The organism is Nonlabens tegetincola (assembly GCF_002117085.1).
Lineage (GTDB): Bacteria > Bacteroidota > Bacteroidia > Flavobacteriales > Flavobacteriaceae > Nonlabens > Nonlabens tegetincola.
This window is the reverse complement of the sequence record NZ_CP019342.1, coordinates 84,983-107,419: the sequence shown is the minus strand read 5'-3', so window position 1 is coordinate 107,419 and position 22,437 is coordinate 84,983. Positions and strand designations below refer to the sequence as shown.

Annotated in this window: 20 protein-coding genes, 1 pseudogene and 1 riboswitch; of the genes and pseudogenes, 8 read left to right on the top strand and 13 right to left on the bottom strand. The window is 36.1% G+C overall.

The features are described 5' to 3' along the window. Window positions 1-64 precede the first annotated feature (64 nt). The gene (gene fbaA, locus BST91_RS00580; RefSeq protein WP_042275893.1) at window positions 65-1,132 is read left to right on the top strand and encodes a class II fructose-bisphosphate aldolase; all 1,068 of its coding nucleotides are present in this window, start codon (window positions 65-67) and stop codon (window positions 1,130-1,132) included. Between the two features lie 100 nt (window positions 1,133-1,232). Next, entirely contained in the window at window positions 1,233-2,090 is an 858-nt protein-coding gene (accD, locus tag BST91_RS00575; RefSeq protein WP_042275894.1) for an acetyl-CoA carboxylase, carboxyltransferase subunit beta, read from the top strand. Between the two features lie 74 nt (window positions 2,091-2,164). Here accD and BST91_RS00570 read toward each other — a convergent pair. Together BST91_RS00570 and BST91_RS00565 are read right to left on the bottom strand one after the other, a co-directional pair. Beyond that, a pseudogene (locus tag BST91_RS00570) lies at window positions 2,165-3,753 on the bottom strand (4Fe-4S binding protein). Between the two features lie 4 nt (window positions 3,754-3,757). Then, window positions 3,758-5,050: an NAD(P)/FAD-dependent oxidoreductase gene (locus BST91_RS00565; RefSeq protein WP_085774111.1), complete on the bottom strand. Its 1,293-nt coding sequence runs from the start codon at window positions 5,048-5,050 to the stop codon at window positions 3,758-3,760. Window positions 5,051-5,341: 291 nt separating this feature from the next. On the opposite strand from BST91_RS00565, the gene BST91_RS00560 reads away from it, so the two are divergent. Beyond that, window positions 5,342-6,304: a glycoside hydrolase family 113 gene (locus tag BST91_RS00560; RefSeq protein WP_157546862.1), complete on the top strand. Its 963-nt coding sequence runs from the start codon at window positions 5,342-5,344 to the stop codon at window positions 6,302-6,304. 47 nt (window positions 6,305-6,351) lie between these two features. Further along, window positions 6,352-8,004 (top strand): M1 family metallopeptidase, encoded by a 1,653-nt coding sequence (locus BST91_RS00555; protein WP_085774109.1) that lies wholly within the window; start codon window positions 6,352-6,354, stop codon window positions 8,002-8,004. Here the strand turns inward: BST91_RS00555 and BST91_RS00550 are convergent. From BST91_RS00550 to BST91_RS00535, 4 genes are read right to left on the bottom strand one after another with little or no spacing between them, the layout of a single operon-like run. Next, window positions 8,001-8,891 carry a TIGR01777 family oxidoreductase gene (locus tag BST91_RS00550; RefSeq protein WP_085774108.1) on the bottom strand — a complete coding sequence of 297 codons (891 nt, stop codon included), beginning with the start codon at window positions 8,889-8,891 and terminating at the stop codon, window positions 8,001-8,003. The two genes, BST91_RS00555 and BST91_RS00550, sit on opposite strands and share 4 nt — an antisense overlap. Window positions 8,892-8,903: 12 nt before the next feature. After that, window positions 8,904-9,311 (bottom strand): hypothetical protein, encoded by a 408-nt coding sequence (locus BST91_RS00545; protein ID WP_060523197.1) that lies wholly within the window; start codon window positions 9,309-9,311, stop codon window positions 8,904-8,906. Between the two features lies 1 nt (window position 9,312). Further along, complete coding sequence (locus tag BST91_RS00540) at window positions 9,313-9,654, bottom strand: hypothetical protein (RefSeq protein ID WP_085774107.1); 342 nt, start codon at window positions 9,652-9,654, stop codon at window positions 9,313-9,315. Window positions 9,655-9,704: 50 nt separating this feature from the next. Further along, window positions 9,705-10,211: a GbsR/MarR family transcriptional regulator gene (locus BST91_RS00535; protein WP_060523199.1), complete on the bottom strand. Its 507-nt coding sequence runs from the start codon at window positions 10,209-10,211 to the stop codon at window positions 9,705-9,707. A 102-nt stretch (window positions 10,212-10,313) separates the two neighbouring features. Here BST91_RS00535 and BST91_RS00530 point away from each other — a divergent pair, with 102 nt between their 5' ends. The 3 genes from BST91_RS00530 to BST91_RS00520 are packed head-to-tail and all read left to right on the top strand — an operon-like array spanning window position 10,314 to window position 12,440. Further along, window positions 10,314-10,970, top strand: a complete 657-nt coding sequence (locus tag BST91_RS00530) for an HD domain-containing protein (RefSeq protein WP_085774106.1) — start codon at window positions 10,314-10,316, stop codon at window positions 10,968-10,970. 18 nt (window positions 10,971-10,988) lie between these two features. Beyond that, window positions 10,989-11,804, top strand: a complete 816-nt coding sequence (locus BST91_RS00525) for a tRNA pseudouridine synthase A (protein WP_060523201.1) — start codon at window positions 10,989-10,991, stop codon at window positions 11,802-11,804. A 51-nt stretch (window positions 11,805-11,855) separates the two neighbouring features. After that, window positions 11,856-12,440: a DUF2911 domain-containing protein gene (locus BST91_RS00520; protein ID WP_085774105.1), complete on the top strand. Its 585-nt coding sequence runs from the start codon at window positions 11,856-11,858 to the stop codon at window positions 12,438-12,440. A 68-nt stretch (window positions 12,441-12,508) separates the two neighbouring features. On the opposite strand, the gene BST91_RS00515 is transcribed toward BST91_RS00520, so the two are convergent. From BST91_RS00515 to BST91_RS00490, 6 genes are all read right to left on the bottom strand, one after another. Next, a complete protein-coding gene (locus BST91_RS00515; RefSeq protein WP_042275921.1) occupies window positions 12,509-12,832 on the bottom strand; it encodes a 2Fe-2S iron-sulfur cluster-binding protein in 324 nt (107 codons plus the stop codon). A 6-nt stretch (window positions 12,833-12,838) separates the two neighbouring features. After that, a complete protein-coding gene (locus tag BST91_RS00510; protein ID WP_060525006.1) occupies window positions 12,839-13,909 on the bottom strand; it encodes an NAD(P)/FAD-dependent oxidoreductase in 1,071 nt (356 codons plus the stop codon). A 272-nt stretch (window positions 13,910-14,181) separates the two neighbouring features. After that, window positions 14,182-14,592, bottom strand: coding sequence for an RrF2 family transcriptional regulator (locus BST91_RS00505; protein WP_060523204.1), 411 nt, complete (start codon window positions 14,590-14,592; stop codon window positions 14,182-14,184). Window positions 14,593-14,632: 40 nt separating this feature from the next. Further along, window positions 14,633-15,715, bottom strand: a complete 1,083-nt coding sequence (locus BST91_RS00500) for a homoserine dehydrogenase family protein (RefSeq protein WP_085774104.1) — start codon at window positions 15,713-15,715, stop codon at window positions 14,633-14,635. Between the two features lie 13 nt (window positions 15,716-15,728). Beyond that, a complete protein-coding gene (locus BST91_RS00495; protein WP_085774103.1) occupies window positions 15,729-16,712 on the bottom strand; it encodes an alpha/beta fold hydrolase in 984 nt (327 codons plus the stop codon). Window position 16,713: 1 nt separating this feature from the next. Further along, window positions 16,714-18,003, bottom strand: coding sequence for an O-acetylhomoserine aminocarboxypropyltransferase/cysteine synthase family protein (locus BST91_RS00490; protein ID WP_085774102.1), 1,290 nt, complete (start codon window positions 18,001-18,003; stop codon window positions 16,714-16,716). A gap of 122 nt (window positions 18,004-18,125) precedes the next feature. Beyond that, a riboswitch (SAM riboswitch) is annotated at window positions 18,126-18,232 on the bottom strand. A gap of 377 nt (window positions 18,233-18,609) precedes the next feature. On the opposite strand from BST91_RS00490, the gene metK reads away from it, so the two are divergent. Then, on the top strand, window positions 18,610-19,866 hold the full coding sequence (gene metK, locus BST91_RS00485) for a methionine adenosyltransferase (protein WP_085775651.1): 1,257 nt from the start codon (window positions 18,610-18,612) through the stop codon (window positions 19,864-19,866). A gap of 71 nt (window positions 19,867-19,937) precedes the next feature. Here the strand turns inward: metK and BST91_RS00480 are convergent, their stop codons facing one another. Beyond that, a complete protein-coding gene (locus BST91_RS00480) occupies window positions 19,938-22,238 on the bottom strand; it encodes a sodium-translocating pyrophosphatase (protein WP_085774101.1) in 2,301 nt (766 codons plus the stop codon). Window positions 22,239-22,437: the final 199 nt, after the last annotated feature.

Genomic DNA, 22,437 nt, shown 5'->3' with positions numbered 1-22,437 from the left:
CATTGGTATATTAAGGATAGCTGCTTATAATTACCTATTTTTGTTCACTTAAGAATTGAAACACATGAGTCACAACATAAAACCAGGAGTTGCTACTGGCGACCAAGTTCAAGAAATTTTTAACCATGCTAAAGCCAACGGATATGCCTTACCAGCAGTAAACGTTGTAGGATCAAATTCTGTAAATGCCGTTTTGGAAACTGCTGCAGAATTGAATTCGCCTGTCATCATACAGTATTCAAATGGTGGAGCTCAATTCAATGCTGGTAAAGGTCTAAGTAATGAGAACCAGCGTGCAGCCGTATTAGGTAGTATAGCAGGTGCTCAACATGTTCATCAACTGGCCGAAGCTTACGGCGCTACAGTTATCCTTCATACTGACCATTGTGCAAAAAATCTATTACCTTGGATCGACGGACTATTAGATGCTAGTGAGGCTCGCTTTCGCGAAAGCGGAAAAAGTCTATTCTCTTCTCACATGATTGACCTAAGTGAGGAACCTCTAGAAGAAAACATAGAAATATGTAAAAGGTATCTAGAGCGCATGGAGAAAATGAACATGACACTAGAAATCGAATTAGGAATTACCGGCGGTGAAGAAGATGGAGTAGATAATAGCGATGTGGATGAGTCAAAACTATATACCCAACCGGAAGAAGTTGCTTATGCTTATGAAGAATTAAGCAAGGTTAGTAATCGTTTTACGATTGCTGCTGCTTTTGGAAACGTTCATGGTGTATACAAACCTGGTAACGTAAAACTTACTCCAAAAATCCTTAAAAACTCTCAAGAGTACATCTCAAACAAATATGGAGTAGAAAACAATCATATAGATTTTGTTTTCCATGGTGGTTCTGGATCTACATTAGAGGAAATAAGAGAAGCAATAGGATATGGTGTAATTAAAATGAATATTGACACCGATTTACAATGGGCTTTTGCCACTGGTATTAAAGGGTATATGGATACTAACAATGATTACCTGCTGTCACAAATAGGAAATCCAACTGGAGCCGATGCGCCTAACAAAAAGTATTATGACCCACGTAAATGGTTGCGTGTAGGTGAAGATTCTTTCAAAGCGAGATTAAAACAAGCTTTTGAAGACCTAAACAATATAAACACTCTTTAATCCGATTTTTTGAGGATTAATAGATAACACTAAACTAAAAAACGGTAGTTTTGAGAAGAGAATACTTCTCACCTTACAACCCTAAAATCATAACTTAATTATGGCTTGGTTTAAAAGAGATAAAAAAGGTATAACCACACCTACTGAGGCTAAAAAAGACACACCTAAAGGATTGTGGTACAAGTCACCTACTGGAAAAATAGTAGATGCAGAACAACTTAAAAACAACTTCTACGTAAGTCCAGAGGATGGATATCATGTACGTGTAGGAAGTAAAGAATATTTTGAAATCATGTTTGACAACAATGAATTCAAAGAACTTAATCCAGATATTCTTTCTAAAGATCCTCTAAATTTTGAGGATACTAAAAAGTACACTGACAGACTAGAAGCAGCTAAGAAAAAGACTGGTCTTAATGATGCTGTGCGTACTGCTGTTGGTAAATCAAATGGACATGACCTTGTGATTGCATGTATGGACTTTTCTTTCATCGGTGGTTCGATGGGTAGTGTCGTAGGAGAAAAAATTGCTCGTGCTGCAGACTATTCGTTAAAGAACAACATTCCATTTATGATCATTTCAAAATCTGGTGGTGCTCGTATGATGGAAGCTGCTTTATCCCTAATGCAACTTGCAAAAACAAGTGCAAAACTTGCTCAACTTGCTGAAGCTGGTATACCATACATCTCATTGTGTACAGACCCAACGACCGGTGGTACAACCGCTTCATTTGCAATGCTAGGTGATATCAACATTGCAGAGCCTGGTGCACTTATAGGTTTTGCTGGTCCTAGAGTTGTTCGTGACACGACTGGTAAAGAACTTCCTGAAGGTTTTCAAACAGCCGAGTTTGTTTTAGAAAAAGGATTTCTAGACTTTATCGTTCCTAGAAGTGAATTGAAGAAAAAAGTTAATCTATATCTAGGATTAATTTTAAATAGAGCAATAGCTATTTAAGGTTTCAACCTCATCTTATCATAAAAAAAACGTTCTAGTTGATTCTAGAACGTTTTTTTATTTAAACAGGTTTTCTAATTACCTTTATTTTTCAACAGGTCCATTAAGTCTACATCCTGTCCTAACAGCACATCCTTTGGATTTATACGTCCTTCTAATGGGCCATTCTCTAGTTTAAGAACACCACGTGGACATACAGCACTACAAACTCCACAGCCCACACAACTTGCTCTTACTATGTTCTCTCCTTTTTGCGCATAGGCACGAACATCAATTCCCATTTCACAGTATGTAGAACAATTACCACATGAGATACATTGACCTCCATTTGTAGTGATTCTGAATTTAGAAAACAATCGCTGCTGTAAACCTAAAATTGCTGCCATCGGACAACCGAATCTACACCATACCCTACTTCCCATAATTGGATAAAAACCTGTTCCTACTACTCCGCTAAAAATAGACCCAATTAAAAATCCATACGTAGATCTTACTTCATGGGATTTGAAGAAAAACAAAGAATCTGTTTGAGAAAAGAAATGCATTGCTATAAAAGACAGTATAATCACAAGAAAACCAACTGCTCCAAATTTTGCATCTTTTTTAATTCTTCTCTTCTAAATATCCATATAAACGCAAGCAACATCGTCAAGAAAACTGCTACTCCTATTAAAAAGGTTGAGGCGCTCAACCAATATTTTGATCCATCGCCTAAATACGAATGTATTACTCCCGTTGTGCTTATAACCGCAAAAACCAAAACCGTGTGAACCAACCAACGTTCTACTTTCCATGCCTTTCTTGATTTATCCGATAGTTGTCTGAATGCATCACCAGCGGTTTCTGCAAGTCCACCGCAACCGCAAACCCAACTGCAGTACCATCGTTTACCGTATTTATAAGTTAAAATAGGAGTGATTACAAAAATGGAAGCAATTCCCCATAACAGCAAGGTAAGACCTACACTACCATTTGCCAGCAATCCGTTTACATTCCATTGATCAAACAAATAATAATTAAGTGGCCAAACATTTTTGAGATCATAGTACGGTAAGTCACCGTTTAATCCAGCCATTATTTCAGGTATTAAAAATGCAAATGCTGTTTGAAAAAACATAACGCTATAGGTGCGTAATCGTTCATACCTATTGTGACGGTATTTCATCAAAAACTTTATCCCAAAAGATATGATAGCTATAGTATAAAGAACACCATAAACAAACCATTGACTTGCAGGTTGACCCTTTAACAAATAAGACAATGGATCAAACAATCCAATTAGCCCTGTATTTGCTGCCCCATCTGAACCTTGTCCTAAATATTGAGGATAGAAATAAAGAACTATATAAAAACCACATAAGCCTACCGCAGATAACCATCCTAATAAACCACGACTTGATATAGATTTAAACCAGACTCCATTATTTTTAATTCCTGGCTGCGTGTTTTTATATTGAGAACGGGCAAACCAGATTATCCCACCTGCAATCATTGAAAGACTAATGGTAAGCCATAAAGCTTTATTAGGAAAAGTGATATTGAATATTGATAATACCAGTATTCCCAAACCAAACAAACCAATCGCAGATCCTACTTTTTGACCAGTGTTCAATGCTTTAGGCGGCTCACCTGTTAAAGCCATATTACGTTGATACGTACTCATAATATTAGTTTGTTAATAGATTAGAAAATTGACTTTTTATATCGTGATAAGGTTCTTTAAAAAACTCTGGATTAAAGCAAGCATCCCTTAAGTTATGAACAACGTGATCTATAGTTTGTTCTTCATTAAGCCACTTATCAAAAACCTCGTGACGCATGCGTATATTAAACGTATTAATACCGATGAATTTACGTGAGGTTATTTCATACTCAATAGTTATCATACTACGTCCATCATTACCATTCCATGTAAAATGATCATTTCCTTCCTTAGGGTTATTCCATACCCAACCATAGGTTTGGTATTCAATCTCAAAAAATTTAGCACTATTAAACCAGTGACCAGGATTCCATTTTACTGGATTCCCACAAATATTTTGAGCTACTACCTCACCCATCATTCTTCCTGTATACCATACAGCCTCAACCGCTTTACGTTCACCAACAGGTTCTCGCTGTTCTGCACAATCTCCTATGGCATATATATTTGAAAAATTGGTTTGAAGATTACGATTAACCATGATACCACGATTATATTCAATACCGCTTTCTTTTAAAAATTCAATTTGCGGTCTTACTCCGGCACATAATCCTACAAGGTTGCAAGGAATTTCCTCACCCTTTTTTGTAATCACAGCTCTTACATGACCATTATCATCCGATAAAATCTCTTTGAGCTCTTCTTCTTCGCGCAAGTCTATATGGTGATCTTTTATATGATTAGAAATCATTGTAGCGTTAGGCAGCGGTAACACACCTCTCCAAAATCCTTTTTCCCTAACTAAAAAAGTTACTGGTATTTCACGAGTGTGTAGCATTTCTGCAAGCTCTACTCCTATTAAACCACCACCGATAATTACTGCTCGCTTACAAATTTTATTATTTGGTGCTGTTTGTTCTAATTGTAATAAGTCTTGTTTACTTACTAAGCCTTGAACACCTTTTAAATCTTGTCCTGGCCAGCCAAATTTGTTAGGGATACTACCCGTAGCAAGAATTAACTTGTCGTAGGCTAAGTGACTACCATCCTCAAACTCTATCTTATTCTCATCAGGAAGTATTTTGTTGACATAGGCATTCATTAATTCAATCCGATTCTCTTTCCAAAACCAATTTTCATAAGGTTGTGTGTGCTCAAACTTCATGTGTCCCATATAAACATACATAAGTGCTGTACGAGAGAAAAAGTAATCCGTTTCGGCCGAGATAATTGTAATGCGCTTATTCGAGTTTTTTCTAATATGTCTAGCTGCAGTAACACCTGCAATCCCATTACCTATTATAATAATATGTTCCATAGATGGCGATTGTGTTTACAAAGTACGATTAATTACGCTTTCGCGAAAGCGTAAACTATTCCCACCACATTACACATATTTCCTATTTAATGCTTAATGAACCCTTGTATTTTTCAATCTATCAATAAAAGCAACTAAAAAGGAACGATTTATGTACCTTTAATTTTTCGTACAACTTAGTTAATGAATAAAGTCGCTACATATAAAAGTTTATTAAACTTTCTGATAATAGGTTGCTCTCTTTTATTAATGTCCTGTTTGAACTCATCACAGTCAAACCAGACCGCCTTTTTGAATTCAAACTTACCTCAAACAATTAATAAAATAAATGGTATCTCATTTGTTGCTACCCGTAATCCTATTGATAAAAATGACGTACAACCACTAGTTCAATACAATGCAAATTATGTAGCTGTTATACCCTATGCCTGGATGCGTTCAATTGACAGTCCACAAGTTATATATGATGAGGATCACGGTTGGTGGGGCGAGAAACCACATGGTGTATCACAAACCATTGACCTAATGAATGATGAAAATATTGAGGTAATGCTCAAACCTCAAATTTGGATAAACAAAGGAACCTATACCGGTACTATTCAATTAAAAACAAATGAAGATTGGCAAATTCTGGAAGACTCCTATCGTGAGTATATTTTGAGATTTGCTCGTATAGCACAAGAAAAAAAAGTAGGGCTATTTTGTATAGGAACAGAACTTGAATCCTTTGTAACTGCTAGACCAGACTACTGGAGACAATTAATTAAAGAAATCCGTACTATTTATAAAGGTAAAATCACCTATGCTGGTAACTGGGACAGTTACAAACAAGTTACATTTTGGGATGAATTGGATTATATAGGAGTAGACGCTTATTTCCCTGTTTGTAATAAAAAAACACCCGATATTGATAACATAAATCAAAGTTGGGATAAATGGAAAAAAGAATTAAAATCTTTCTCGACTAGCTTTAAAAAACAAATCCTGTTCACAGAATATGGTTATATAAGCGCAGATTATGCCGGAAAGGAACCATGGAAGAATGCCCAAGATCACCATGAAGTAAATGAAAAAGCTCAAGATATTTTATATCAATGCTTATACGATAAGGTTTGGGGAGAGTCCTGGATGGCAGGCGGTTTTTTATGGAAATACCATGCAGAAGATAGTAGATGGAGAGGTTTTGCAAAACGTTTTACGCCACAAGGAAAAATGGCTCAAAAAACAATTACTCAAGCATATCTTGAGCATTAAAAAAACATTCATATAACAGATGGTATCGCATCTATAATCAATCCTTAATGAAGATAAATAAAACGTCGTTATACAAGGTAATAACTCTAATTATATTTTGTTTAATTGGAATTCAAGCACAAGCACAATTACTCCAAAATAAAAAGCAATTTACAAGACAAGATAGCTTAAGAGGTAGTATTACTCCAGAACGTGCATGGTGGGAATTACAACGTTACGACCTAAACGTTAAGGTAGAACCTGATGAAAAATTTATTTCTGGCAGCAACCAAATAACCTATAAGGTGCTTGAAAGTAATAATATAATGCAGATTGATCTACAGGAACCTATGCTCATTACCAAAGTAGTTCAAAATGATAAGGAATTAAAGTTCACCCGTGATGGTAATGTCTATTATATTCTTTTAAAAGACAAGCAACAGGTAGCTACCACAAAAACTATTACGGTATTTTTTAAAGGACATCCCAGAGAAGCAAAAAATGCCCCATGGGACGGCGGCTTTTCATGGAAAAAAGACGAAAAAGGAAATCATTTCATCGCAACTTCAAATCAAGGTTTGGGAGCAAGTGTATGGTGGCCATGTAAAGATCATATGTATGAAGAAGCAAAAGGTATGACAATATCAGTAAACGTACCTTCTAATTTAATGAACGTGTCCAATGGTAGATTAATTAAGGTTAAAGAACTGATTGACAACACCACAACATATATCTGGCAAGTGACCAACCCTATAAATAATTATGGAGTCAATATCAATATAGGTAACTACACCCATTTCGGTGAAGTCTACTCTGGTGAAAAGGGTGATCTACATATGGATTATTATGTTCTAGAACATCATCTAGAAAAAGCAAAAAACCATTTTACCGATGCCCCAAAAATGATGAAAGCTTTTGAACACTGGTTTGGACCTTATCCTTTTTATGAAGACAGTTTTAAACTAGTTGAGGTTCCCTATTTAGGTATGGAACATCAAAGTTCTGTTACCTATGGAAATAAGTTCAAACAAGGCTATTTGGGCAGAGATTTATCGGGTACTGGCTGGGGTTTAAAGTTTGATTTTATTATCATTCATGAAGCTGGTCATGAGTGGTTTGCAAACAACATAACCAACAAGGACATTGCAGACATGTGGATTCATGAAAGTTTTACAGCCTACAGTGAAAGTTTATTTTTAGACTATTATTATGGCAAGCAAGCTGCACAAGAGTATATCATAGGTACTCGCAGAACTATTCAAAATGACAGACCTTTAATAGGGCATTATAACGTTAATCATGAAGGTAGTGGCGACATGTACTACAAAGGAGCCAATTTATTACATACCATACGCACACTAGTAGATGATGACGATAAATGGAGGTCAATACTGCGCGATATGAATAAAACTTTTTACCATCAAACAGTTACGACTAAACAAATAGAGGATTTTTTAATTGAAAAAACGGGTATTGCGCTACAAAAAGTTTTTGATCAATACTTAAGAGATACTCGTATTCCTAAATTAGTTCTTAAAAGTAAAGGAAATAAACTTGTTTATTATTGGGAAAATACGGTCGATGATTTTAGCATGCCTGTAGATGTTTATATAGGTAAGAATAAACAACGTATCATACCGACTACAAAAAAACAAACCATGAAATTGTCGTCTAAGTTTAACGAGGTCAACGTAGACGACAATTATTATATACAGAGTTAAATCAAATCTTGTACAGCAGCATCATGGGTATTGTAGTCCCATTTAAAACCAGAATTTTCTAATTTCTCTGGTAACACAAACCTACTTTTTAGGACTAGTTCAGTCTCGGTTTTCATAAAGAGAGCACCTAGCTCTAGCAACCATCTAGGTTGTGATATGGCAATAGGTATTCCCAAACTATTTTGTAGGTTAACCATAAAATCTTTGTTACTCACAGGTTTAGGAGCCGTAACATTCACCACACCTTCCAATTCTGATTGAATTAAAAAGTCAACAGCGCGGCAAAAATCATCTACGTGTATCCAGCTAATCATTTGTCGTCCTTTACCTTGCATTCCTCCTAATCCCATTTTAGTCAAACGTTTTATTACAGGAAAAGCGCCACCTATAGCTCCTAAAACAATTGAAGTACGCATAGCAACCTTGCGAGTACCAGGCAATTCTTTTTCAAAGAAAACACGCTCCCATTCTTGAGCTACATTGGTAGAAAAGTCATCACCTAGCACACCTTCTTTCTCCGTGTTTGGCCTGGATTCAGAATGTCTATAAATAGTAGCAGTACTAGCGTTTAACCAAACTCGTGGACGATTACTGCACTTTTCAACTGCTTTGTGTAACACAGCAGTACTAGACAATCGGGACTTTAGAATTGCTTTCATATTGGCCGGATTGTACCTACAGTCTACGCTCTTACCTGCTAAATTAATGATAACATCAACAGTTTCCAGTTCCTTTTCCCATTCTCCCAGATTCTCACCATCCCAGTAGAGTGAATTAGAATCACGCTTTCGCGAAAGCGTAATCACCTCATGACCTTGTGCTTTTAAATATCTTGATAAAGATTTACCTAAAAATCCTGTTCCTCCTGGTATCAAAATTTTACTCATAATTCTTTATGTTTACTTAGATTCAGGTGATAAATAAATGGGTGTTTTTACGACAGTTTTGGATTGTTTGCTTTTTCTGCGACCTCTAAAAAAGAAAAACAAATTGATGAAAAGCATGACACCTAAATAGATAGAGAATCCACCAATCTTTGCGCTCAATACCTCTATCAGATTCTGATACGTGTTGTGCCATTTATAATCTGATATTTCTAGAATCCATAACCCAAAACCCAAATTCAACAGGTAAAATCCTATTTGAAAAAGATTGTTTGTTGAGGTTGCGATATCGTTTTTACCATGAAAAATATCGAGCATAAAAATCTTTGCATTTTTAAAAAGCGTACGCGATACATAATAGGTAAGTCCCAGCATGATAGGTACATAAATAAAATAACCGATGATAATTTTTGAAGTTTCCATATTATTTGAATTTAAATTGATAGATAAGTTTAATAATGAATAGATTGCTATAATGCAAGACAGCAAGTATGAGTAGGATCATTGAAAAGTGACTCGTTACGGATTGAACAACTCCTATGATATTTTGAACGTCTTCCCAGGTCGCAACGACAGTTACTCCATAACCTAGATTGATTAAATAATAAGCCACTAATAACACATCGTTGATGCTTTTTGAAAACTCAGCATCTTTAGGAAAAAAAGCATCGGTGTATACTCGTCCATGACGGTAACACAAATGTCCAATGCGTAAAATCACTGTCACTAGTAATACGGTGTAAATGGCATAAGCAATTAAGTTCATAATTTTTATATTTTCAGAAATTATTGAAAGTTATATCGAAATAAAAAAGACTATGAAATAGCCTTTATCATTTTCTTCAGGTAACTATTGCTATTAATCCTGCTAGCAAGATTCAATAAATTTTCCATTTGCGCGACAAATTCTTCTAGGTCTTTTATCAATGCCTGAAAATGCTTCACCTCATCATCCTTACCTTCTAACTCTGTTTTCTTTAGATCTTTTAATAAAGTAAGTACAGGTTCTATCTCCCTACGTTTTCTCTCCTCCATAATATGCTGTGCCATAGAATATATGTCATGAATGGCCTCAAAAAACTCTTTGCGCTCACCTAATACCGTCTTCTTGCGCACAAGACGCCAGTTGATCAATTCACGTACATTGGTATTCACATTTCCTCTAGAAAGCTGTGTACGACCCATGATGTCATCAGTACTTAAACCATTTGGCGAGGCCAGAAGTAAAGCGTGAATTTGCGCCATACTCTTAGAGATTCCCCATGAGCTGCCTAATGAGCCCCATGCTTGAATAAATTGACCTTGTGCTTCCTGTAATTTCATAGTCCAAATATAAACTTATTTTTTATATTTTCAATATTTTCTGAAAGTTTAATTTTATTTTGATTATTCCGTTTTCGCGAAAGCGCACTACCTTTATCCCTTATGAACTACACACCTATCATTGAACAAACTATAAGTTTTGTCAAATCTGAATTACACGACGCAGAAGGCGGTCACGACTGGTTTCACATTGAGCGAGTGTGGCGTAATGCTCAACTTATTGCGGCACAAGAAAATGACTGCGATAAACTAGTAGTAGAACTGGGCGCTTTACTTCATGATATTGCCGATTCAAAATTTCATGATGGCAACGAAGAAGCTGGTCCTATTAAAGCAACAACTTTTCTCAAAGGATTAGGTGTTGACGATTCTATTATAGACCACGTGGTGCAAATAATACGTCATGTATCCTATAAAGGTGGACATACTACCGGATCCTTTAACAGTATAGAGCTACAAATAGTTCAAGATGCCGATAGGTTAGACGCAATGGGTGCCATAGGAATTGCACGTACCTTTAACTACGGCGGTTATAAAAACAATGTTCTTTACAACCCAGAAATTCCTCCCAATCTTACTATGAGTAAAGAAGAGTATAAAAAGGGTAATAACCCTACTCTCAATCATTTTTACGAAAAACTACTGCTACTTAAAGACCTAATGAACACCTCTACTGGAAAGCGACTGGCACAATCACGACATAATTTTATGGAAAACTTTCTTGAGCAATTCTATGCAGAATGGAATGGAGAGCAATAGTCAAAAGTAAAAGATCTTATGAAAAAGAATGATCCCTTTTTACAGTTAAGCAGACAGTACTTTCTGATCAAATTGCAATATTTAGGTTTTAGGTTTCACGGATGGCAACAACAACCTAACGATATTCCTACAGTCGAACGCATGATTAATAGAACGCTTAGGTTTGTATTTGACCATAATGATTTTAAAGTAGTTGCAGCTGGTAGAACAGATTCAAAGGTATCTGTTAATGAAACCTGGGTAGAACTTTTTCTCGATGCAAAGGAACCTTTAAATCAAGAGCACTTTTTAGAACAATTTAATTTAAACTTACCTAGTGATATAAGAGCTTTAGAAATAAAGAAAACCACTGCAGACTTTAATGTTATCCAGCATCCTAAAATTAAAGAGTACATCTATTTATTCTCTCATGGAGAGAAGTTTCATCCTTTTTGTGCGCCATTAATGGTTTACATGAAGGATGAACTCAATATAGAACTCATGCAACAAGCTGCCCAGATGTTTGTAGGAACTCATGATTACTGGTCCTACACCTATAAACCTAAACCTACTACAAATACAATTTGCACCATCGAAAGTGCAGTGATTGAGGAGAATGAATTGTACACAGCAAACTTTTTTCCTGAAATCAGTTATGTTTTTCGAGTACGAGGCAGCGGTTTTAAAAGGTATCAAATTAGGCTTATGATGGGGATTCTCTTTGATATAGGGCATGAAAAGATTTCACTGGATGAGTTCAAAAAAACATTAATAGGAAGTAATAGAATTCATTTGAGTCATGTTGCTCCACCTAGTGGTTTACAACTGTTTAAGACAGATTTAACAAGGCAGTGATACTTCTGTGAGAACAATTCATTTAGTTTAGACCTTTTAAAACCAGATATTATGAAAACAAAAATTCTATTAATGGCATTTTTAATAGGTGCCGGAAGTTTATTTGCACAAGAATTGGATGATAAACTTGATAAAAGTCCTATGGATGCTACTTTTTATCCAGCTGAAGCTGCTAAGAGAGCGTTTAGAAAGGGCGTTACTGCTCCAAAGGTTAGAGTATTATATTCAAGACCAGCATTAAAAGGCAGAGAAATATTTAAAAAAGAAAAAGAAGATAAAGGTATCACCATGTATGGTCAAGCATGGCGATTAGGAGCTAATGAGAGCACCGAATTATTATTAATGCAAGATGCAATGATAGGCGGTAAAAAAATTGCCGCTGGTAGATATACGATTGTGGTAACTCCACATGAAGATTATTGGGTGTTCCACATCAATTCAGAAAACGATGGATGGGGAAACTATGGACATAAACCAGAATTAGATCTTGTAACTGTAAAAGTTCCAGTAAAGAATGTTGAAAATAGTCTAGAACATCTTACAATCGCATTATACTCTCCTAATGAAGACAATGTCATTCATTTAAAAGTGGGTTGGGGAACTTACCGTGCTGAAATGCCAATTACACTCATGTAATTGAAGTTACATAAACAAAAAAAGCTGACTTTTAAGTCAGCTTTTTTTGTTAGTAATTTAAACGTTTATTATTCTTCAGGAGCTAGCTCAATAACGAGACCATCAAGCTCTTCGGTAATTGGAATTTGACAACCTAATCTAGAGTTATCTTTTACAAAACTAGCTTCCCATAACATAGCTTCTTCGTCATCATTGCGTTCTCCTAAATCATGATCACTGATTATATAACATTGACAAGTGGCACACATTGCCATTCCACCACATGTAGCCTGTACAGGAAGTTCGTATGACTTACAAATTTCCATTACATTCATATTCATATCTGTAGGAGCAAGTAGTTCATGCTTCTCTCCTTCTCTATCAATCACGGTAATAGTTACATCGACTGCCATATTGCATTAAGCTTTTTGACCTATTTTTTTTACAACAGCTTTTTCAGCAACCTTATGCGATCCATCAAAACCAGATACACCACCTACCGTGGTATATTTCATAACATATCTTTTGTCTGGAAATATACGTTGATAAGCACTTTGACACATTAAAGTTGCCTCATGAAAACCACAGAGTATTAATTTCAATTTCCCTGGATACGTGTTAACATCACCAATGGCATAAATTCCCGGTATGTTAGTTTGATAATCTAGAGTGTTGTCAACCTTAATAGCATTTTTTTCTATCTCTAATCCCCAATCGGCGATTGGACCCAATTTTGGAGCAAGCCCGAATAATGGAATGAAGGCATCACATTCAATCACCTCCATCCTTTTTGCTTTATCATTATGTTGAATTTCAACAGACTCCACTCGACTCTCACCATTTATCGCCTTCACTTCTGCAGGAGTAATTAACCTAATTTTATCCTGCTCAACTAGTTCTTGAACTTTTTCAACGCTATCTAATGCACCTCTAAATTCTTCTCTCCTATGAACTAGTGTCACTTCACTAGCAACATCGGCCAAATAAATAGTCCAATCCAAAGCACTATCGCCACCACCAGCAATTACTACTTTTTTATCGCGATAATCCTCTGGATTTTTAATCATGTAGACTAGACCATTATCTTCATACTTGTCTAGATTTTCGATTGCTGGTTTACGCGGCTCAAAGGATCCCAATCCACCAGCAATCGCCACTATTTTTGTGTGATGCTGCGTTCCCTTATTTGTAGTAACTATAAAGGAACCATCTTCTTGTTTCTCTATAGTTTGTGCTCTTTCTCCCAATGTAAAACCAGGTTGAAAAGGCTCTATTTGTTTCATTAGATTATCGATCAAATCACCAGCAAGAACATCTGGAAAACCAGGGATATCATAAATGGGTTTTTTAGGATATAGTTCGGTAAGCTGCCCACCTGGTTGCGCAAGTGCATCAATTATATGACATTTAAGTTTAAGTAATCCAGCTTCAAAAACCGCAAATAATCCTGTGGGACCAGCACCGATAATAAGGATATCGGTTGTAATCATTTCTTTACTCATGATTTGATTTGTATTATACTACAAAGGTCGCTATCAACGTATTGCTATCCAAATAAAAGCAGACAATGTTAAAAAGAAATGATCTTAAAGTTTTGAGAAGAAAACAGTCAAGGAAGCGAGTGTAATAAAAAGAAAACAGCCCATCTTAATATCGTCAAATCACTCGCTTAACATGACCTTTCAAAACTATCGGTTAAAACTTAACGGTACGAATATACTTCATAAAGTAATACCCTACCAAAATAGTAGGGTATTATTTTTTACTTTAATAAATCTGCTAATGTTTGATTTTCTAATATGGCGAGTGTGTTATCCCTTACTTGGGCCATAAGTCTATTCACACTGCAGGTTTCTTCGTCTTTACAGTCTTCGCACTTTTCATAAAAATTTAAACTTACACATGGTAGCATAGCAATAGGTCCTTCCAATATTCGGTGTACCGTACTCATTTTTATTTCATCAGGTGTAGTTAACAACAAGTATCCTCCTCCTTTTCCCTTGCGACTGGTAAGAATGTCCTGCCTACGTAGTTCAAGTAAGATGCTTTCTAGAAATTTATGTGGGATGTTTTCTGCTTTGGCAATCGTCGATATAGCTATAGGCTTTTCATTGCCGTTTTTTGCTAGATATGTGAGTGCTTTAATCCCGTATTTTGTTTTTCTGGATAACATAGCTGCTTAATTTTACGCAACGGTAAATATAAAAAACCTTTTATCTTAAAACCGGTTGTCCAGCGGTCATTGCTACCTTTATGATATCTGATAATAGACCGCGAGCTGTCACCTGTTTACCAGCTCCAGCTCCTTGAATGACTAAGGGTTGTTTTCCGTAAGATTTTGTGTAAACCTCAAAAAAACCATCACTGCCTCGTAATAAACCAGCAGGCGATTGTTTATCTACTACTTCTAACTTTACTGTAAGACTTTCTTTTTTAAGATCAAGAATACCTAGATGGCGTAATACGCTATTTTTACCTAGATTCTTCTTTAAATTTTGAAAAGGTGTGTCAAGTTCGTTGATACGGTCAAGGAATTCTTGCTTTCCAATATTCCTTAATTCAACTGGTACTAGATTATCGACCTCAATATCATCCAATTCAATCACATACCCTGCTTCACGTGCCAATATCAATAGTTTTCTAGCAACATCCATTCCAGACAAATCATCTCTAGGATCAGGCTCGGTATAACCATCTACAAGTGCGTCCTGTAACAACTGTGAAAATTGTTTCTCTTCTTGAGAAAAACGTGAAAAAATATAGCCTAGAGAGCCAGAAAAAACTCCTGATATTTTCACAATCTCTTCACCGCTTTTATACAATTGCTTTATCGACTCTACAATAGGTAAAGCTGCACCTACATTAGTCTCATATTCAAACCGTAAATCCTTAAAAGCCGCTATTTCACGAATTTCTTTGTAGTAGGTATAATTTAATGTGTTTGCAATTTTATTAGCTGTCACGATATGAAAACCCTTTGATAACAACTCTACGTAATAAAGGCTTAAATCCTTACTCGCGGTAGCGTCTACGGCAATTTTAAAATCTGGAATAGTAGCAAACGATTCATAAAAAGCATCGGGCTTGCGATCAATACCTTTAGATTTAAATTCATTTTGCCAGTTCTCACCAACACCCGATTCCTTTAAAATAGTATGTGTGCTGTTGGCCAAACCTACAATTCGTAGATCTATTTCATGTTTTTCTTTGAAGAAGGTATGGGATTCAAGAACCTGTTCTATTAGAGTTTTACCCACATTTCCTATTCCAAAAATATATAAGTGTACTAGTTTCATCCTTTTAGTATTTTTAAGCAAGTGCTTTTGTTTCTGAAACTAAATGAAGTTTCACGCGTTTTTTTACAATCCGTTTTAAAATATTAATTAATTGATCGTGTTCAATGAGAAATGCATCGTGACCGTGAACAGATTGTATAATATTCAATGACGATGGAACCTTGTTTTTAATTCTTTCATACGTAGCTATATCTTCCTCAGCAAGGAAAAAACCGTCACTATTTATACAAATAATATCGATACTAGCTTTAGATTTAATAGCGATGGACTCAATATCATTGCTTCCATTTGTGACATCAAATTGACTTAACAAATGATTTAAATGTCTGTATGCTGGTAGTGTAAATCGTTCTTGTAATGCAAGACCATGATAATTTAACCATGCTTGTACAGTTCCAGCATCTTTTTCAAATTTTTGACTAATGCCTGCTGGCGATCTATATAAAGTCATCGCATGTTGTCTAGCTGTTTCAATAGGTTTATCACTATTTTCTAAAATAGTTTGTTGTACATGACAACACGCTTGTAACCATAAAGTAGACTTCCAGTCTGCAGCAATAGGAACAATACTTTTAATTAAAGACGGCGCAACCGAAATTAACTCCCATAGTACAGCTCCACCTATACTTCCTCCTAAAGCTAGGTCAATGGTTGAGATGTTTAGGGTGTTGATCGCTTTCGCGAAAGCGTATCCTACATCTTTTAAATTCCAATCTTGATAATTAAAGATAAGCTCATCAACTTCTTCTGAGTATCCGTTTCCCGGTATATCAAAGGTCAATACGGTATAACTATCAAGGTCGATGACCTTTCCCAAACCTACCAATTGTGGCCACCAAGAAGTAACATTTGAATTGCCCGTAAGTGCATGAGTAATCAGAATTATGGGCGCGGTATGTAGTTCACGCCCAAAAATCTGATAGGAAACACTAATATCTTGAATTTTACCAGATACTGTTTTAAAGTCTGGAATTCTCACTTTTTTCAACTGTGACATATTAAATTTTTACAGTTTGTGATACTTTTTCAAAAGCAGATTCTAGATCGGCTATTAAGTCATCAACGCTTTCTAGACCTACCGAAAGTCGAATTAAATCTTTTGAAACACCTGTGCTTAATTGCTGTTCATCAGACAATTGTTGGTGTGTGGTACTGGCAGGATGTATTATTAAAGATTTAGTATCGCCTATATTGGCTAAAAGCGAGAACAACTCCGTTTTATCGGCGATAGTTTTTGCTCCTTCAAAACCGGACTTTACTCCAAAGGTGACGATTCCACTTTGTCCTTTAGGCAAGTACTCTTGGGCAAGCTGATAATACTTACTCGATGATAGACCAGGATAATTAACCCAGGCAACTTCTTCCCTTGACTCTAACCAATTTGCGATTTTAAGGGCATTCTCAGAATGCTTTTGGATTCGTAACTCTAGAGTTTCTAGGCCTTGTATGATTTGCCAAGCATTGAATGGTGAAATTGCCGCACCTAAATCTCTCAAACCTTCAATTCGCACCTTGGCAATAAATGCTGCCGCTTCTAAAGCCTCACTATACACAAGACCATGATAGCCCGGTGAAGGCTCTGTAAATTCAGGGAATTTACCATTTGTCCAATCAAACGTTCCCGCATCTATAATAATTCCTCCTAGCGCTGTTCCATTCCCATTTATGTATTTTGTAAGTGAGTGGATAACAATATTTGCACCATGTTCAATAGGGTTGAGTAAAAAAGGTGTTGCAACAGTATTATCAACAATTAACGGCACCTTTGCTTGTTTAGCTTGTGAACTTATTTTTTTAAGGTCGAGCACATCTAATTTGGGGTTTCCAAGCGACTCTACAAAAACAGCTCTAGTGTTTTCTTGTAACGCATTGATAAAAGAATCTGGCTCATTAGGATCTACAAAAGTGGTGGTAATCCCAAGTCTTGGTAAGGTTACTGATAGTAGGTTATAAGTACCACCATAAAGAGAATTGCTTGCAATAATATGATCACCAGCTCGCAATAAAGTTAGTAAGGTAGTTGATATCGCACTGGTACCAGATGCTGTGGCTACAGCAGCAATGCCACCTTCTAGGGCAGCTAATCGCTGCTCAAGGACATCTACTGTAGGGTTGTTAATCCTAGTATAAATAAAACCAGGTTCAGCTAGTGAAAATAAATTTGCAGCATGATCGCTGTTATTAAAGACATAGCTTGTGGATTGATACAAGGGTACTGCTCTTGTACCAGCATTTGCTTTAAAATCATGACCTGCGTGTAATGAAGTTGTTGAAAATTTTTGTGACATTGTAATTGTTTTAAAAAATTAATTAAATGCCCAAAACCGTATGAAATAGATATCCTCTTGCTCTATGCAAGAATCGATAAATCAAAAAAGAAACGTAATGGAGTAGTTACCTACTGGCCTGCGTATCATCTCTCCTATTAAATAGGCAGAAAGTAGCACCTTCTTAATTTAGAATTAAGGGTTGCTAAGGAGTCATCGGGTCTGTTCCCTCGTCCTTTCTTGATAATTTCAGTATGGTAATGAACGTGAATACAAATATTCAAAAAGAAATTTTACAATTCCAAAGTTTTAATGAAATTTAATCCCTATTAATTTACTAGGATTTACAAATAGCTGTTTTTAAACATATTACACTTAATTAAAATAAAGTTAAACTCTCAAATTGTTAATTTAATATGAACTCTTAATAACTATTAATTTAATAACTCTTACATTTGTTGCCGATTAAACGAGGACAGATTTGGCTGATTGCGACCTCGAATTAAGATTTCTTAATTCATAAACGCTAAAACAGTAAGACTATCTAACTATACAGCCCAATTTTGTTCTTAATTATTAATGCGTAGTATGCTTTAAGGTATGCTTTCGCGAAAGCGTAATAAAAATATGCCCTATTTATTTACAAGTGAATCTGTGAGTGAAGGTCACCCAGATAAAGTCGCAGATCAAATAAGCGACGCTTTATTAGATAATTTTCTTGCTTTTGATCCAGAATCAAAAGTTGCTTGTGAAACTCTTGTCACAACTGGTCAAGTAGTTCTTGCCGGCGAGGTAAAAACTGATTCTTACATTGATGTTCAACAACTCGCAAGAGATGTAATTAACCGTATAGGTTATACTAAAGGAGAATATCAATTTTCTGGAGATTCATGTGGTGTTATTTCTTTAATACATGAACAATCTCAAGACATAAATCAAGGTGTGGATAGAGCTACAAAAGAAGAACAAGGAGCAGGTGACCAAGGAATGATGTTTGGTTATGCTACGAATGAAACTGAGAATTTCATGCCACTAGCACTGGATATCTCGCACAAAATATTAATCGAACTAGCAGCCTTACGCAGAGAAAATAAGGATATTACTTATTTAAGACCAGATGCCAAATCACAAGTAACTATTGAATACAGTGATGATAATGTACCCCAACGTATAGATGCTATAGTTATATCTACACAACACGATCCGTTTTCTAATAATGATAATGAGATGTTATCGAAAATTAAAAAAGATCTTGTAGAAATTTTAATTCCTAGAGTTATCGCCCAGCTGCCAGAGTATGCTCAAAAGCTGTTTAATGATAATATCACCTATCACATCAATCCGACTGGAAAATTTGTAATTGGTGGTCCTCATGGAGATACTGGACTTACTGGACGTAAAATAATTGTAGACACTTATGGTGGTAAAGGAGCTCACGGTGGTGGAGCGTTTTCTGGTAAAGATCCTTCCAAAGTAGATCGCAGTGCTGCCTATGCTGCTAGACATGTTGCAAAAAATTTGGTTGCGGCAGGACTTGCAAGCGAGGTGCTTATACAAGTAAGTTATGCAATAGGTGTGGTAGAACCTACCTCAATCCTAGTAGACACTTATGGAACCGCAAATGTTGAAATGACTGATGGTGAGATTTCTAAAATCGTAGCCGAGATATTTGATATGAGACCTGCGGCAATAGAAAGTAGGTTGAAATTACGTAACCCGATTTATGAAAAAACAGCAGCTTATGGTCACATGGGTCGTGAACCTTATGTTGAAAAACGTGTTTTTGAAAGCCCTTACAAAGGTCGAGTAGAAAAGGAAGTTGAATTTTTCACTTGGGAAAAACTAGACTATGTAGACCAAGTTAAAGAAGCTTTTAATTTATAAGCTTTATAAGTGTTTCAATAAAAAAAGGGTAGCTTTTAAAAGCTACCCTTTTTTTATTGAGATGGAATTTTTTATCTGTATTCGATGGTAACTACCTCTTCTTTAATAGGCTCAACAATTAATTCCTTTTTAGTCTGATTCTCATTATTAACTTGTGCATCTTCAGAATGACCGCCTAATATAGGAGCCACTACTAAACCAATTAAACAAGTCAATTTAATCAAAATATTCATGGAAGGACCAGATGTATCCTTAAATGGATCTCCTACTGTATCACCAGTTACTGCAGCCTTATGAGCGTCTGACCCTTTGTATGTCATTTCACCGTTGATTTCAACACCTGCTTCAAAAGACTTTTTAGCATTGTCCCAAGCGCCACCAGCATTGTTTTGGAAAATTGCCCAAAGAACACCACTTACCGTTACACCAGCCATATAACCACCTAGCATTTCGGCAATAGCAAGATGATCCATTCCAAATATCATAGGGACAAATGCAATAATTAATGGAAAACCTATGGTTAACAAACCAGGTAGTAACATTTGTTTTAAAGATGCCTGAGTTGATATAGCTACACATTTATCGTACTCTGGCTTTCCAGTTCCTTCCATTATTCCAGCTATTTCCTTGAATTGACGACGTACCTCATAAACCATTTCCATAGCTGCCTTACCTACCGCATTCATGGCAAGTGCGCTAAATACAACAGGCACCATGCCTCCTACAAATAACATCGCAAGAACAGGAGCCTTATAGATATTGATACCGTCTATTCCTGTGAATGTAACATAGGCTGCAAACAAGGCTAATGAGGTTAATGCTGCCGATGCAATTGCAAAACCTTTTCCGGTTGCTGCCGTAGTATTACCTACTGAATCCAATATATCAGTACGTTCTCTTACGATAGGGTCTTGTTCACTCATTTCGGCAATACCGCCAGCATTATCAGAAATTGGTCCAAAGGCATCAATTGCTAATTGCATTGCAGTTGTAGCCATCATTGCACTTGCTGCAAGCGCAACACCATAGAAACCAGCAAAAGCATAAGATGCCCAAATCGCTCCGGCAAATAAAATTACTGAAGGAAAGGTAGAAATCATTCCCGTAGCTAGACCTGCAATAATGTTCGTTCCTGCACCCGTTGAAGATTGTTGTACAATCTTAAGAATAGGTCTTTTTCCCAAACCAGTATAATATTCTGTAACCGAGGATATAACTGCACCTACTACTAATCCAACAAGAGTTGCTAGAAAAACATTAAAAGAAGAAACCTCAACAGGATTTGTTATACCAAAGAAATCCATTTTCATCGTTTCTGGCAACATCCAGGTACATAGACCATAACAGGCTATTGCTACAAGAACAATAGATGTCCAGTTTCCTATATTTAATGCTCCCATTACCTGGGCTTCTTTAGCCTCATTACTTTTAATTTTAACAAGCATTGTACCTATTACAGATATGATGATACCTACACCTGCAATTGCCATAGGTAATAAGATAGGACCTATTCCTCCAAACCCTTCACTAGTTATATCACCACCCATATCTCTAATTACATAATTTCCTAAAACCATAGCTGCTAGAACCGTTGCCACATAGGACCCAAAGAGGTCTGCGCCCATTCCTGCTACATCACCTACATTATCCCCAACATTATCTGCAATGGTTGCTGGATTACGAGGATCATCTTCGGGAATGCCAGCTTCTACTTTACCTACTAGATCTGCTCCAACGTCGGCTGCTTTAGTATATATTCCACCACCTACTCTAGCAAACAGTGCAATCGATTCTGCTCCAAGTGAAAAACCTGCTAGTGTTTCCAGTACAATAGTCATAAGATCTCCTGCTGTTCTCGTTTCACCCATAAATTCTGTTGCAGCCCATTGCCCATTCATAAATAACTGGAAAAACAAGATAAAGAATGCTGTGAGTCCTAATACAGCTAGACCAGCTACTCCTAGACCCATTACAGTTCCTCCACCAAATGAAATCCCAAGGGCTTTAGGCAAGCTCGTTTTTGCAGCTTGCGTAGTTCTAACGTTAGTTTTTGTAGCTATCTTCATCCCAATATTACCAGCATAAGCAGAGAAGACGGCTCCGAAAACAAAAGCAATAACAATCATCCAGTGTGTAGTAGGGACAACTACTGATACAATCGCCAGCAAAACACTGACAATGATTACAAAAATGGAAAGCAGTTTGTATTCTGCTTTTAAAAATGCGAGTGCACCTTCATAGATATGATCCGAAATTTCTTTCATCGTTCCATCTCCAGCATCTTGTTTCATAACCCAAGATTTTTTGATGACCATATAAACGAGGCCTAAAAGCGCCAGTGCAACTGGCAAATAAATCATGTATGATTCCATAAGTAATAAAATTGTTTGGTTTAAAATCTTGCTAATGTAACAAATAAATGTTAAGAAATCGATTGAGTAACTTAAATCTAATGGCCTTAATTATTGAAATAATGAAATAAATGTTAAAGCATCAATCGACCTTAAAAGGAGGTTCCATAAAGTTTTCTTATTTTTTGTTTAATTTTTATTTAATAATATTAAACAAAAA